This is a genomic window from Burkholderia sp. BE17, assembly GCF_009362305.1.
Taxonomy (GTDB): Bacteria; Pseudomonadota; Gammaproteobacteria; order Burkholderiales; family Burkholderiaceae; genus Burkholderia; species Burkholderia pyrrocinia_C.
The window spans coordinates 148,705-162,022 of record NZ_WHNU01000014.1; the positions used below are offsets into that span (position 1 = coordinate 148,705).

The window sequence follows — 13,318 nt, forward strand, 5'->3', positions numbered from 1 at the left end:
TCGAATGGAAAATTGAACGGAAGGAAGCCGCCCGCTCAATCGCCATATTAATGGCAACCGTGCGCTTGACGTAAAAACGGCGTGCAGGCCGTCGCTCCGACAGCCGGCACGCCGCTAGAGCGACACTTACGCTTGCGCCGATGCGCTCGCGAGTGCCTCGAAGCTCACTTCCTTGTCCGTCACCTTTGCCTTGCCCAGCACGAAATCGACGACGTTGCTTTCAACGACGAACGCTTCCATCTCGGCGAGGCGCTGCTGGTTGGAATAATACCAGCGGACCACTTCCTTCGGGTCTTCGTAGCTCTTCGCGAACTCGTCGACTTCCGCGCGGATCTGTTCCGGCTTCGCCTCGAGGCTGTTCGACTTCACGAGCTCGGCCAGCACGAGGCCCAGCTTCACGCGACGCTCGGCCTGCTCGGCGAACATCTCGGCCGGGATCGGTGCGTCCTTCGCGTTCGGCACGCCGCGCTGCGCCAGATCCTGACGAGCCATTTCGACGAGACGCTGCTGGTCCTGCTCGATCAGCGCCTTCGGCACGTCGAGTTCGGAAATCTTCAGCAGCGCGTCCATCACCTGGTTCTTGACGATCGACTGCGTGCGGCGCTTCGCTTCGCGCTCGAGGTTTTCCTTGATCTCGCCGCGCATCTTCGTGAGGTCGCCGTCTTCGATGCCGAGCGACTTCGCGAATTCGCCGTCGATTTCCGGCAGGTGCGGCCACTCGATCTTCTTCATCGTGACCGTGAATTGCGCGGTCTTGCCCGCGACGTCGGCACCGTGGTAGTCGTCCGGGAACTTCAGGTCGAACGTGCGCGATTCGCCGGCCTTCAGGCCCAGCGCCGCGGTTTCGAATTCCGGCAGCATGCGGCCTTCGCCGAGCACGAACGGGAAGTCTTCGGCCGTGCCGCCCTGGAACGCGACGTCGTCGATCTTGCCGACGAAGTCGACCGTCACGCGGTCGCCGTTCTTGGCTGCGGTGTCCGCGCCGCCGTCGCCGTGCTCGCCGGCTTCGCCGCGTGCATGGTAGTGCACGCGCTGCTTGCGCAGGATGTCCAGCGTGCGGTCGATTTCGGCGTCGCCGATCGACGTCGTCGAGCGCTCGACTTCAGCCGTCGCCAGATCGCCGATCTTCACTTCCGGATAGACCTCGAACGTCGCGTCGAACGCGTACGCATCTTCGGCTTGCTCCTGCTTCGGCTCGAAGCTCGGCTGGCCGGCGACGCGCAGGTTTTCCGCGCGGCTGATCGTGAAGAACTCCTGGCCGATCTTGTCGCTCAGCACTTCCGCCTCGACCTGACCCGAGTACTGCTGCGCGACCATCTTCAGCGGCACCTTGCCCGGGCGGAAACCCGGCATGCGCACGTTCTTCGCGAGTTTCTGGATACGGGCGTCGATTTCCTTCTGCACGGTGTCTTTCGGCAGGGAAATCGTCACGCGGCGTTCAAGCTTGCCGAGGTTCTCAACAACGTTAGCCATGGCTTCAATCGTCCTAAAATTATTCGAGCGAATCGGGTTTTCCTTGCCGTGCCTGCCTGCGGCGCTACTGCGACACGCATACACGCCGCGCCGGAGCGCCACGCCATCCCTGCACGCGCCGGATGGCTAGCGCAAGCGGCTCGGAGCACGGCTTTGGCCGGAAGAATCGACTATTCTAGCAAACAATTTTCCTCGCACCTCCAGTTCGGCGCGACGCGCATGCGTCTGCGCCATATCGGCAGCCCCTTGCACGGCAATGCGCGCGGATCGCCGCTATGCCGTACGCCGTATCCACCGCGGGCCCGCCATCCTGTAAGCTCCGATTGAGGGTGCGCCGCCGTCGCGCCCCATTATTCTTCACACCAATCACGCCTTCCGGAGACACCATGCCGCAACACCCGTCCGCGCCTGTCGTCGTCATCGCGCCCGATTCGTTCAAAGGCTCGCTTTCCGCCGAGCAGGTCGCGGACGCGATCGCCACCGGCATTCGCCGCGCGCGCCCCGACGCGGTCGTGCGCTGCTGCCCGATGGCCGACGGCGGCGAAGGCACGCTCGACGCGATGCTGGCCGGCGGCGGCACGCGGCGCTCGCTGCGGGTGGCCGGCGCGTCGCTCGCGGCACGCGACGCGGCGGTCGGCGTGATCGACGCGCGCACCGCGATCGTCGAGACGGCCGAGATCGTCGGCATTACGGATCCGGTCGGCATGAGCGTGCCGGTCGACGCGCGCAGCACGCGCGGGATGGGCGAGGCGATCCGCATGATGCTCGACGACGGCGTGCGCCGCTTCTTCGTCGCGCTCGGCGGCAGCAGCACCAACGACGCGGGCGCCGGGCTGCTCGCGGGCCTCGGCCTGCAGTGCTTCGACGCGGCCGGCCAGCCGGTCGAGCCCGTGCCGTCGCGGCTCGCCGACATCGCGCGCATCGACGCGTCGGCGCTCGACCCGCGCCTGAAGGAAACGGAATTCGTCGGCATGTCCGACGTCGACAATCCGCTGACGGGCGCGCACGGCGCGACCGCCGTGTTCGGCCCGCAAAAAGGCGTGACATCCGCGCAGGTTGCGACCGTCGACGCCGCGCTCGGCCATTTCGCCGACCTGCTCGAAGCCGCGCTCGACCGACGCGCCCGCGACCTGCCCGGCGCCGGCGCCGCGGGCGGCCTCGGTTTCGCGCTGCACATGCTCGGCGCGCAGTTCGAAGCCGGCGCCGAAGTGGTCGCGCGGCAGGTCGGGCTCGACGCGGCGCTCGCCGGCGCCGGCTGGCTGATCACCGGCGAAGGCCGCTCCGACGTGCAGACGCTGCACGGCAAGGCGCCGTTCATCGCGTGCCGGCACGCGCAGGCCGCCGGCGTGCCGGCGTCGCTGCTGTCGGGCGCGGTCGACCCGGCCGCGCTGCCGCGCCTGTCCGAACATTTTTCCGGCTGCTTCTCGCCGACTCCCGGGCCGATCACGCTCGACGTCGCGATCCGCGACGCGGCGAACCTGCTCGCGAACGAAGCGGAGCAATTGACGCGCCTGAAATACGGCGCACACTGACCGTTGACCCGAGCGCGCGATACAGGAACAATCGGGCCCGCCCTTTTTCTTCAGGATTCGACATGAAAGGCCGTCAAGCCGGGCTCGATCAGTTTCTGACCTATCGCCTCCACGCGCTCACGAAGCGATCCGACCGCGGGATCGGCGAGGTGTACCGGCACAAGCTCGACATCTCGCTGCCCGAGGCACGCGTGATCGCCGCCGTCGGCGCGTTCGGTCCGTTCTCGATCATGGATCTCGCGCGCCACACCAATCTCGACAAGAGCCAGGCGAGCCGCGCGGCCGAAGCGCTGCTGCGCCAGGGGCTGCTCGAGCGCAGCGCGAGCGACGAGGACGGCCGGATCGTGCTGATCGCGCTGACCGCCGACGGCCGCGCGCTGCATCGCAAGATCATGCCGATCGTGCGCAAGTGGAACGACGGGTTGCTCGCATGCCTGTCCGACAGCGAACGCCAGACGTTCGAGCGGCTGCTCGACAAGGTCGTCGCGCACGCAACCGAGCGGGACGACTAAGCTGCGTGACGGGCTCGGCGTCGCCAGACGGTCGAGCCCTGCCGGCAACATTGATCAGACGAATTCGACGGGCCGCCCGGGCCGCGTAACCAGCGACTCGGCCGGCCCGTTTTGCATCGGGCGGCGCGGCACCCGGCAAGGATCGCGCTTCGCCGCGTTGCCCGCGACCGCGAATCCATCAGCCTCGCAGACGCTACAGCCCGCTGTTGGCCGCGCGCTGGCGCAGCAGCCCGAGCACCGCGTCGCAATACGGGGTCGGCACGTCGAGCTTGCGCCCGAGTTCCGGAAACACGCCGAGGATCGGCCCGATCTCGAGCGGCCGCCCCGCTTCGAAATCCTGCAGCATCGATGTCCTGAACGCGCCGAGCTTGCGCGTGACCGCGATCCGTTCGGGCCCGCTCATCCCCGTCGACAAACCGAGCTTCGCGCCGATCGCGGTAGCCTCCTCCATCATTCGCAGCGCGAGATCCCGCGTGAACGGATCGTCGAGCAACTGCTCGGCCGTCGACCCCGTCAGCGCGCTCAGCGGATTCATGTTCATGTTGCCCCACAGCTTCGCCCAGATCTCGGTCCGGATCGCGGGCGTCGACTCGACGTCGAAACCGCCCGCCGCGAGCGCCGCAGCGAACTGTGCGGTGGCCGTGTCGAGCCGCGGATCGGGTGCGCCGACGATCAGCCGGTTGCCGCGCCCGCGACGCACGATGCCCGGCGCGTCGGTGCTCGACGACAGGTGCACGACGCAGCCGATCGCCTGCGCGGGCGGCAGCGCCGCCGACACCGCGCCGGCCGGATCGACCGCGTCGAGCGGCACGCCGTCGATCGGCCCTTCGAGCCCGTGCGTGAACCACCACGGCAGCCCGTTCATCGCCGCGACGATCACGGTGTCCGGCCCGACCAGCGGCGCGATGCGCGCGGCCAGCGCCGGCAGCGCCTGCGCCTTCAGCGCGATCACCAGGTAGTCCTGCACGCCCAGCGCGGCCGCATCGTCGCTCGCGCGCACCGGCACCGACGACGTGACGCCCGCCTCGTCGATCACGCGCACGCCGTGCGCGTTCAACGCGTCGAGCGTCGCGCCGCGTGCATACGCGCTGACGGTCATGCCGGCCCGCGACAGCGCGGCCGCGAGCAATCCGCCGATCGCGCCGACACCGACCACCGCCGCGCGCACCGACCCTGAATTCGTGTCGTTCATGATGGAATTCCGTCTCCTGGGAGCTGACGAGCATAACGCTCAATGGTTGCGGACACAACCATTCCAGCGGTAACGTGCAACGCGCGCGTTCGAGCGATTCAACGCGGCTCGCCGCCGGCTTCCACCGGTTCGTCGTCGGTCGCGCCGCCCGTCGCGCCGAGCACGCCAGCGATCTGGCTCTTGTCGTGCATGCCGAGCTTGCGGTACGCACAGCGCAGGTAGTGGCGCACGGTCGTCGGCGAAATCGCCATCTGTTGCGCGACTTCCTTGTGTGAACGGCCGGCGCCGTAATAACGGATCGCGGCCAGTTCGCGCGGGCTCAACCGGTCGAGCAGCGAGCGCGGCCGCGCTTCGATCTGGAACAGTCCCGCGACGGGCACGCACTGGATGCGCAGCGCATCGCCTACGAACGGCTGGCCCGACTGGCGCCGCAGGTGCGCGACGAGTGGCTCCGGCACGCGCGCGCCGGCCCACGCCGGCCATTCGGCACGCAGCACGTCGTCGAAGCCATCATCGGCGTGATGGAGCACCCCGAAGTTGTCGCACAGCGCGCGTGCGGCCGGCGCGACCGTATCGCCGCGCTCGCGCGTGAGCTGCGTGGCGCGATTGATCGTGAGCGCGGCCGCGAGATGCGGAATCACTTCCTCGAAACGGCGCGCATCATCGTCGCTGAACGGGCGATTCAGGCCCTGGCGGTAGATCGACATGAACGTCGTCAGGCCGAAGCGGCGATCGAGCGTGCACACGAACATCAGTTGCGCGAGCCCGTACTTCACGCACCAGTCGCGAAACCGCGCATCGAGCCCCGGCTCGACGACCGACAGCCGCACCGCGCGTCCGTGCGCACCGCGCAGCGTGCGGTGCGCGAACGGGTCGCAATCGCGCACGCGCTTCCAGTCGCCGAAGAACGCGTGCGGCAGGCGGTACAGGAAGCTGTTGTGCATCACGGGGCCGGTGGACGCTTGCGTCGCGACGCCCGTCCATGCGGCGTCGAACGGGACGAGCGCCTGCAGCAGCGTAAAGAAGCGGTATTCGAATTCGCCGATGCCGGACTGCGCGGCGACCGCGTACAGGTCGAGCAGCATCAGCCCGAGTTCGCGCTGCGATGCGTCGCCGCGTGTGACACCGTCGAAATCGGCACGACGCGAAGGCAGCGGCGGCCACGCGAATTCGTCGAGCACGATGGCGGCCGGCACGTCGCGCAGCGCTTCGAGATCCTGCCCGGTATCCGTCGTGATCCTCACCTTCCGCTCCCTTGCCCGATCGGGCCGCTGACGCGCGCAACGCAGACCGCCGATTATAGCGAGCGGCTTTTTTGGCGGGTCACGGTGCAGGAACCGGCGGCAACCCCATCCATTTGAACGGTGTGCGGCACGTTGCTGCTCCGCAGCACACCGCGCCGCTGCATCGCGCGGCGTGCACGCCGCGCACCGCGGGTTTTCCGCACCGTTCATCTGTACGACTGTTCGAAGGTTTTCCCGCTGCGGACACTGCGTCGCGACTACACCAACGACAAACCGATGCAGGACGGTATGGAGAACCCCACGTGACGAAACCCGGCTTCATCCGCACGGCCGCGGCCGCCGCAATGCTCGCCGCGTGCAGCGCCGCCGCGCACGCGCAGTCGGCCCTCACGCTGTACGGCGCGCTCGACGCCGGCGTGCAATACCTGACGCACGCCGACGGGCGCCACTCGGCCGTGCAGTTGCAGAACTACGGCATCCTGCCTTCGCAGATCGGGCTGAAGGGCAACGAGGATCTCGGCGGCGGCTGGCGTGCGCTGTTCAAGCTCGAACAGGGCCTCAACCTCAACGACGGCACCGCGACCGTGCCCGGCTACGCGTTCTTTCGCGGCGCGTACATGGGCATCGCGGGGCCGGTCGGCACCGTCACGTTCGGCCGGCAGTTCAGCGTGCTGTTCGACAAGACGCTGTTCTACGACCCGCTCTGGTACGCGTCGTACAGCGGCCAGGGCGTGATCGTGCCGATGAACGCGAACTTCGTCGACCACTCGATCAAGTACCAGTCGCCGACGTTCGCCGGTTTCGACGTCGAGGCGCTCGCCGCGACGACCGGCGTCGCCGGCAATACGCGCGCCGGACGCGTGCTCGAACTCGGCGGCCAGTACACGAGCAACGGCCTGTCGGTCAGCGCGGTGCTGCATCAGGCGCACGGCGATGTGTCGGCGGCCGACGACGCGTCGGCGCGCCGCCGCGAGCTCGGCACGCTCGCCGCGCGCTATGCGTTCGCGACACTGCCGCTCACCGTCTACGCCGGCGTCGAACGCCTGACGGGCGACCTCGACGCGGCGCGCACGATCGTCTGGGGCGGCGCGCGCTACCTGAGCTCGAACGGGATCGGCCTGAACGCGGGCGTCTACCACACCGACTCGCGCACGCCGGCGATCGGCCACCCGACGCTGTTCATCGCGAGCACCACGTACGCGCTGTCGAAACGCACCGTCGCGTACGTGAACCTCGGTTATGCGCGCAACAGCGACCAGAGTTCGCAGACCGTCTACGAATACGACCCGACGCCGCTCGCCGGTGCGTCGCAGTTCGGCGCGATGGTCGGCATGTACCACCTGTTCTGATTCCCGCAACGAGATCCCGCCATGAAAACCCTGTCTCCGGATGCCGCACGCTCGCCCGACGGCCGCGCGTCGACGTTCGCGCGCTCGACGCTCGTCGCGCTCGTCGTGTTCGCGGCCATCACGCCGCTGCTGCTGCTCGTGGCGCCGGCCGTCGCCGGCCAGCTCGCGACGCAGCTCGGGCTATCTGCATCGCAGATCGGCAGCTACTTCTTCGTCGAACTCGGTGCGTTCAGCCTCGCGACCGTGCCGTCATACCTGTGGCTCGGCCGTGTCGACGCGCGTCGCGTCGCCGCGCTCGCGATCGCGCTGTTCGGCGCGGGCAACCTGCTGACCGCGCTGTGGATGCCGGGCTTCGCCGCGCTGCTCGCGCTGCGCGCCATCACCGCGCTCGGCGGCGGCTCGCTGATGGTGCTCTGCATGACGAGCGCGGCGACGAGCAGCAACAGCGACCGCGTGTACGGGCTGTGGGTCGTCGGCCAGTTGATCGCGGGCGCGATCGGCCTGTTCGTGCTGCCGCACGTGTTCGTCGCGTTCGGGCTGCGCGCGCTGTACATCGCGCTCGCCGCGCTCGCGCTGCTCGCGGCACCGCTGTCGCGCGGCTTTCCGTCGTTGCTCGGCACGCGGACGACACCTGTGCAAACCGCGCGCGGCGCTGCGACGCATACGCCGCGAAGCTTCGTCGTGCTCGCAACCGGTGCCGTACTGACGTTCTATCTCGCGATCGGCAGCGTATGGACCTTCGCGAGCCGCGCGGCGGCGGAGTCCGGGCTCGATCCGCAGTCGACCGGCAACGTGCTCGCGATCGCGAGCGTGATGGGCATCGCCGGCGCGGCGCTCGCGTCGTGCGCCGGTGGACGGCTCGCGCGGCGCGCGATGCTGGCCGCGGGCTACGCGCTGCTCTCGGCCTCGCTCGTCGCACTCGCCGCGATGCGGTACGCGGGCGGCTACAGCTCTGCGATCTTTGCGTTCAAGTTCGCGTGGACCTTCGTGCTGCCGTTCATCCTCGCGACCGTCGCGCAGATCGACACGTCGGGCCGCCTCGTCGCGACGCTCAATTTCGTGATCGGCGCCGGCCTCGCGGCCGGCCCGCTGCTCGCCGGGTTGATGCTCGACGCCGGCGGCACGATGCGCGCGCTGTTCGCGGCCGCGACGGCCGTCGCGATCGCTTCGTTCGTCGCGCTGCGCCATATCGATCGCAGCGCACGCCCAGCCGTTTCCTCCCAACCGTGACAGGTCACGCACATCCATGAATCGCACTGCCTTCTTCACCGACGAACGTACTTTCTGGCACACCGGCGGCACGCACGCGCTGCTCTTCCCGGTCGGCGGCTGGGTCCAGCCGCCGTCGAGCGCGGGCTACGCGGAATCGCCCGATTCGAAGCGCCGCTTCCTGTCGCTCGTACAGGCGTCGGGCCTTGCCGCGCAGCTCGACCTGCGCAGCGCCGGCCCGGCCACGACCGCCGACCTGCTGCGCATTCATCCGGCGCATTATCTCGACGCGTTCCGCGCACTCAGCGACGCGAACGGCGGCGACCTCGGCGATCTCGCGCCGTTCGGCAAAGGCAGCTACGAGATCGCCGCGCTGTCCGCCGGCCTCGCGATCGCGGCCGTCGACATGGTCGTCGGCGAGCGCGCGGCCAATGCCTTCTCGCTGTCGCGGCCGCCCGGCCATCACTGCCTGCGCGATCGCCCGATGGGCTTCTGCATGTTGGCGAACATCCCGATCGCGATCGAGGCCGCGCGCGCGAAACACGGCGTCGAGCGCGTCGCGGTGATCGACTGGGACGTGCATCACGGCAACGGCACGCAGTCGATCTACTACGACGATCCGGACACGCTGACGATCTCGCTGCACCAGGACCGCTGCTTTCCGCCCGGCTATAGCGGCGCGGACGATCGCGGCGAAGGCGCGGGTGTCGGTGCGAACCTGAACGTGCCGCTGCTCGCGGGCAGCGGCGACGACACGTATCGCTACGCATTCGAGCGGATCGTGCTGCCGGCGCTGGAACGTTTCCGGCCCGAGCTGATCGTCGTTGCGAGCGGCCTCGACGCGAGCGCGGTCGATCCGCTCGCACGCATGCAATTGCATACCGACAGCTACCGGTTCATGACGCGCGCGGTGAAGGATGCCGCGCAGCGCCATTGCGGCGGGCGGCTCGTGATCGTTCACGAAGGCGGTTATTCGGAGGCGTACGTGCCGTTCTGCGGGCTCGCGATCGTCGAGGAGCTGGCCGGCATTCGCACCGACGTCGCCGATCCGATGCTCGACCTCGCGATCGCGCAGCAGCCCGGCGAGCGGTTCGTCGCGTTCCAGCGCGAACTGCTCGACGAACTGGCTGCGTCGTTCGGGTTGTAACTTGTAACGCTCGGGAATGAACATGACGGGGCCGGCATACGCCGGCCCTTGCGCGATCCGTGCGGATGGGGTTTCCTGTGCTTTTACCCCTGTTTCGGCCCGAAGCCGCACTCTTCCGATGAAATCGTCCCCGCGCGATAACAACGACAATGCCAAGACGCGCCGCCAACCTTCGAAGCTGGTGCTGAACATCGCCGCCGTGGCAGTCGGCCTCATCACGTTCGCGATCGGCGCGGCGTGGGTGATCTATAGCTGGGTCGTCGATCGCGAAGCGCAGTATTTCGCGATCCCGCTGGTGTTCTCGGTTCCGGTGATCGTGGCGGTCGCGATCCGAAGCTTCTGGGAGTAAGCACGCTTGAAACGACAAAGCGCCGCGGTCGGGCGACGCGCGGCGCTTGCTTATCGAAACGGACGGAAACAAAAAAGCGCTGCGGTCAGCCGACCGGCAGCGCTTTTTCGGGAACGGCACCCTGACGGGTGCGTCCGACTTCTGGTGCTGAGGCCGGACTCGAACCGGCCTTCTACACCGGATTCTTGCCTCACTTGGTGTAATTTTGGTGTACGGCCAGCACCCTATCAATCTCCTCCACTGGAACCATCCCTGCGTGGTTCCTCCCCACTCTGGCATCCGTCAGGATGCGTCGCGCAGTCGGTCGCGAGACCCCCAGCATTTCGGCGGCTTGCGTAATCGTCACGTGTGACGGGCGCGGGTGTCTTTGGGAGACGCTGTGGCACCGATCCGAACGCGGCCGGTGCCGACACGATTCCAATAGTCTGTCGGCGACTCGCCCACTCGTACACCGCCATACTGTGAACACTCTTGGTAATGGCCGCCATTCGTACCTTTGCACTCGTCGCACACGTACTTATTCCTCGTCACCCGTACTTCCTCCTCATCTTTTTCAGCTTCTTCGCGAGACGCTTTCCAAACCGCTCCGGATCAATCGTCCCGCGTTCCTGCATCACCAAAAGAAAAGCCGCCAAGTCGGCGGCCTCGTCAGTCAATTTCCGTCTGCCCCAATCACTCCGGGCGTTCTTCATCGCGGCTTGCGTGAACTCCGCCGCTTCCTCTGCTGCGTGAATAAGTAGTGGCTTCATCGGCGTAGGAATGGAATCCACGCAGCCACTCGCTACGGGCGAGCGTGCCGCGATCAAAAGGAACGTCCGCAACGTCGAATCCCTCCGACGCTGCGATACGCCCGCAGTGATAGAACGTTGGAACGTGTGAGGTCATCAGCTAACCAACAGGTTCGCCTTGTGCTGCTTCGAATTGACCGTGAGGCGGCCACGGCTCACTTGCACTTCCTCGTCATCGACGGGACTGGCCTCATCTAACAACGGAGCAAATGGGAATTTTTCAAGAGGCGGCCGACAGCGCCGCCGCATCAGCCGGTAAGGTCACAGTCACGACCGGCACGGCCTTATACGGCATCACAACCCTACCCCTCAGCAGCTACGCGGCGGCCCTCTCGATCGTTCTTTCGGTCTGCTATATCTGGGGCGCTCTGCCCCGCGTGGCACGTACTGCGGTGGCGCTCAAGCGCGGCTTGATCGATAAGGATTGGTCCCTGTGGCGAAAGCTGGGCGACCAACCGACGCCAAAGAAAGACGACTAATGCGGGCGATTGATCAGATTCTCGCGGCGCTGTTCCTGGTCGCAGCAATCGGTGCGGCCGGAGCGGGACTCTACGCGAAGCACGAACACAACCGGGCCAAGGAACTAGAGAACAAGGTCGCGGATGTCAAACGGGAGCGAGACGGATACGCCCGTGCGCTCAACGCCCAGAAGGCAGCGGAAGAAAAGGCCCGGAAACGCCAGGAGGCGGCCTCTGAGCGGCTGCGGCATGCAATCAAGGACAACCCCACAGTAGCGGATACGGTCGTTCCTGATGCGGTATGGGACGCTATCTACGGGGATTCAAATGAAAGGAATTAACGCGGGAGTGGCCGTGGTGGTCGCGGCACTGTTGGCGGGGTGTGCTTCGAGGGGTTCGGGAGGGATTCCGGACGCGTACTTGCAGGACTGCGCCCATGCGCCACGACCGATAGGTAAGACGGTCGCGGACTTGGCTCAAGCGTTGATCGACGAGCGGGCCGCGATGGAGGCCTGTGACTGGCGGGATAAGGCCGCCCTCCGTGCGTGGAAGGCAGCGACTAAGGAATAGATACCTAAATCGTTGCGAGTCGGCCCGCGATGCTCTCGGGGGTCTCACGGTAGTACACGCGAGCCAGCATCTTCAAATCGGCATGACCCGATATCTTCGATAGCGTCAGTACATCGACCTTGCGCGCGAGCCGTGTTAGAGCAGATGCTCTAGAGTCGTGAAACGTGAACCCGGACAACCCGCAACGCTCACGCGCTCTCCGGAACAGGGCGTCGCGGGTTGAGTCCGCCACAGTGAAAAATTGTTCGCGGTCAAGCACCGGGCCTAACAGCCGCAAAACATGGCGGCTCAGCGGGATCGCTCTCGGCTTGCCGGTCAGATGCTGAGTTTTATGAGACACGCGAGCTACGCGACGCTCAATGTCCACGGTCCGCTTACCCAACTGCAGAATTTCACCGGAACGCATACCGGACCTCAGTGCAATCAAGAACGCGAGGGCAACCTCTTGACTGAGGGATTCCGGAGCCTTTCCGGTGGTATACGAAAGCGCCCGCAGGACAGGCCTCACCTCTTTCCACGGATCAATCAAACGGTCACGCGGCGGCGAGTCTTTGGGTGGCCGCAGGCTTTCGAACGGGTTGTTTTTCGTCCACTTCCACTCCAGCCGCGCGATAGTCCAAGCATCCCGGTAAATCGAAAGCTCGCGTAGTACCGTGGAACCTTTCACGGACTTTAGGCGGTCGTCCCGCCATTCCGCCAAGTGCGGTGTATCGAACTCCTCAAGCGTCATGTCTGCCAACAGCGGGTAGTCCCTCATGAACGCATTGATTCGGTCGGTCTCATGCCGCTCAGTCGCCTTGTTCGGCGTAATCTTGTCGCGGTACTCCGTAAGCAATTCGCGGACTGTGTAGCTCTTGCCCGTCTCAACATCAGCACCGGTAAGTTCCGCCTCCCGCGTTCGCCCCCAAGCGACTGCATCAGCACGAAGCTTGAAAGTCGCCCCGTCTCGGACGCCCTTGACGCAGACCTGAACGCGATACGACGTGCCGGTTTTTCCCTTGCGTTTTGTGATTGTCGGCATGGTGTAAATCCTTGCTGCCCGTGGTGTAAAACGGTGTAAAGGATACTCCGAAACTTGCCGTTTGGTGTAAGGGCCGCTCGTACGAAAGCGCCCAATATGCCGGATAAGCGATTGATTTTTCTAGATTTTTCCGCTTATCGGAAAGGTACGAAAAAGTCTGTTGGTGCGTGAGGCCGGACTCGAACCGGCACACCCTTGCGGGCGTCAGGACCTAAACCTGGTGCGTCTACCAATTTCGCCACTCACGCGTATTTTCTGTCTCTGTCGCCTGATCGCGCGGCACGCAAGATGCGTTCTCCACGCACCCGGCACTTCCCGCCGGCCCGAAAACCGGCACGCCCGATCAGGCGAGCGCGAGATTCTACCCGATCCGTGCGGCCTTGTCTCGCCCTGCCGGCACCCGTCGTGCAGCGGTGCTAGAATGCCGCGCTCGACGTTTCGGCAACGCGCCGCCGCGCGTCCCCCGAACCCGCC

General features: G+C 66.3%; 13 protein-coding genes and 1 tRNA gene. 8 read left to right on the plus strand and 6 right to left on the minus strand.

Translation table 11 applies throughout. The features are described 5' to 3' along the window. Positions 1-126: 126 nt before the first annotated feature. The gene (gene tig / locus GD429_RS14590; RefSeq protein WP_034181190.1) at positions 127-1,473 is read right to left on the minus strand and encodes a trigger factor; all 1,347 of its coding nucleotides are present in this window, start codon (positions 1,471-1,473) and stop codon (positions 127-129) included. A 386-nt stretch (positions 1,474-1,859) separates the two neighbouring features. On the opposite strand from tig, the gene GD429_RS14595 reads away from it, so the two are divergent. Both GD429_RS14595 and GD429_RS14600 read left to right on the plus strand, forming a co-directional pair. After that, entirely contained in the window at positions 1,860-3,005 is a 1,146-nt protein-coding gene (locus GD429_RS14595) for a glycerate kinase (protein WP_152857539.1), read from the plus strand. Between the two features lie 62 nt (positions 3,006-3,067). Then, a complete protein-coding gene (locus GD429_RS14600) occupies positions 3,068-3,517 on the plus strand; it encodes a MarR family winged helix-turn-helix transcriptional regulator (RefSeq protein WP_129512350.1) in 450 nt (149 codons plus the stop codon). 193 nt (positions 3,518-3,710) lie between these two features. Here GD429_RS14600 and GD429_RS14605 read toward each other — a convergent pair whose 3' ends face one another. Continuing rightward, on the minus strand, positions 3,711-4,709 hold the full coding sequence (locus tag GD429_RS14605; protein ID WP_152857540.1) for a 2-dehydropantoate 2-reductase: 999 nt from the start codon (positions 4,707-4,709) through the stop codon (positions 3,711-3,713). A gap of 98 nt (positions 4,710-4,807) precedes the next feature. Further along, a complete protein-coding gene (locus GD429_RS14610) occupies positions 4,808-5,953 on the minus strand; it encodes a helix-turn-helix transcriptional regulator (RefSeq protein ID WP_321574614.1) in 1,146 nt (381 codons plus the stop codon). A 302-nt stretch (positions 5,954-6,255) separates the two neighbouring features. Between GD429_RS14610 and GD429_RS14615 the strand changes: the two genes are divergently transcribed. The 4 genes from GD429_RS14615 (at position 6,256) to GD429_RS14630 (ending at position 10,007) form a co-directional block, all read left to right on the plus strand. Continuing rightward, the gene (locus GD429_RS14615) at positions 6,256-7,302 is read left to right on the plus strand and encodes a porin (RefSeq protein ID WP_321574615.1); all 1,047 of its coding nucleotides are present in this window, start codon (positions 6,256-6,258) and stop codon (positions 7,300-7,302) included. Positions 7,303-7,323: 21 nt separating this feature from the next. Beyond that, entirely contained in the window at positions 7,324-8,532 is a 1,209-nt protein-coding gene (locus GD429_RS14620; protein WP_152857541.1) for an MFS transporter, read from the plus strand. 16 nt (positions 8,533-8,548) lie between these two features. Beyond that, complete coding sequence (locus GD429_RS14625; protein WP_152857542.1) at positions 8,549-9,658, plus strand: class II histone deacetylase; 1,110 nt, start codon at positions 8,549-8,551, stop codon at positions 9,656-9,658. Between the two features lie 118 nt (positions 9,659-9,776). Continuing rightward, on the plus strand, positions 9,777-10,007 hold the full coding sequence (locus tag GD429_RS14630) for a hypothetical protein (RefSeq protein ID WP_152857543.1): 231 nt from the start codon (positions 9,777-9,779) through the stop codon (positions 10,005-10,007). 527 nt (positions 10,008-10,534) lie between these two features. Here the strand turns inward: GD429_RS14630 and GD429_RS14640 are convergent. Then, the gene (locus GD429_RS14640; protein ID WP_321574617.1) at positions 10,535-10,777 is read right to left on the minus strand and encodes a hypothetical protein; all 243 of its coding nucleotides are present in this window, start codon (positions 10,775-10,777) and stop codon (positions 10,535-10,537) included. A gap of 227 nt (positions 10,778-11,004) precedes the next feature. Between GD429_RS14640 and GD429_RS14645 the strand changes: the two genes are divergently transcribed. Both GD429_RS14645 and GD429_RS14650 read left to right on the plus strand, forming a co-directional pair. Then, positions 11,005-11,274 carry a hypothetical protein gene (locus GD429_RS14645; protein ID WP_060050907.1) on the plus strand — a complete coding sequence of 90 codons (270 nt, stop codon included), beginning with the start codon at positions 11,005-11,007 and terminating at the stop codon, positions 11,272-11,274. Then, positions 11,274-11,594, plus strand: a complete 321-nt coding sequence (locus GD429_RS14650; protein ID WP_152857544.1) for a hypothetical protein — start codon at positions 11,274-11,276, stop codon at positions 11,592-11,594. Before GD429_RS14645 ends, GD429_RS14650 begins: the two co-directional genes overlap by 1 nt. Positions 11,595-11,827: 233 nt before the next feature. On the opposite strand, the gene GD429_RS14660 is transcribed toward GD429_RS14650, so the two are convergent. Continuing rightward, positions 11,828-12,844 carry a tyrosine-type recombinase/integrase gene (locus GD429_RS14660; RefSeq protein WP_152857546.1) on the minus strand — a complete coding sequence of 339 codons (1,017 nt, stop codon included), beginning with the start codon at positions 12,842-12,844 and terminating at the stop codon, positions 11,828-11,830. Between the two features lie 161 nt (positions 12,845-13,005). Then, a tRNA-Leu gene (locus tag GD429_RS14665) sits at positions 13,006-13,092 on the minus strand. Between the last annotated feature and the right edge of the window lie 226 nt (positions 13,093-13,318).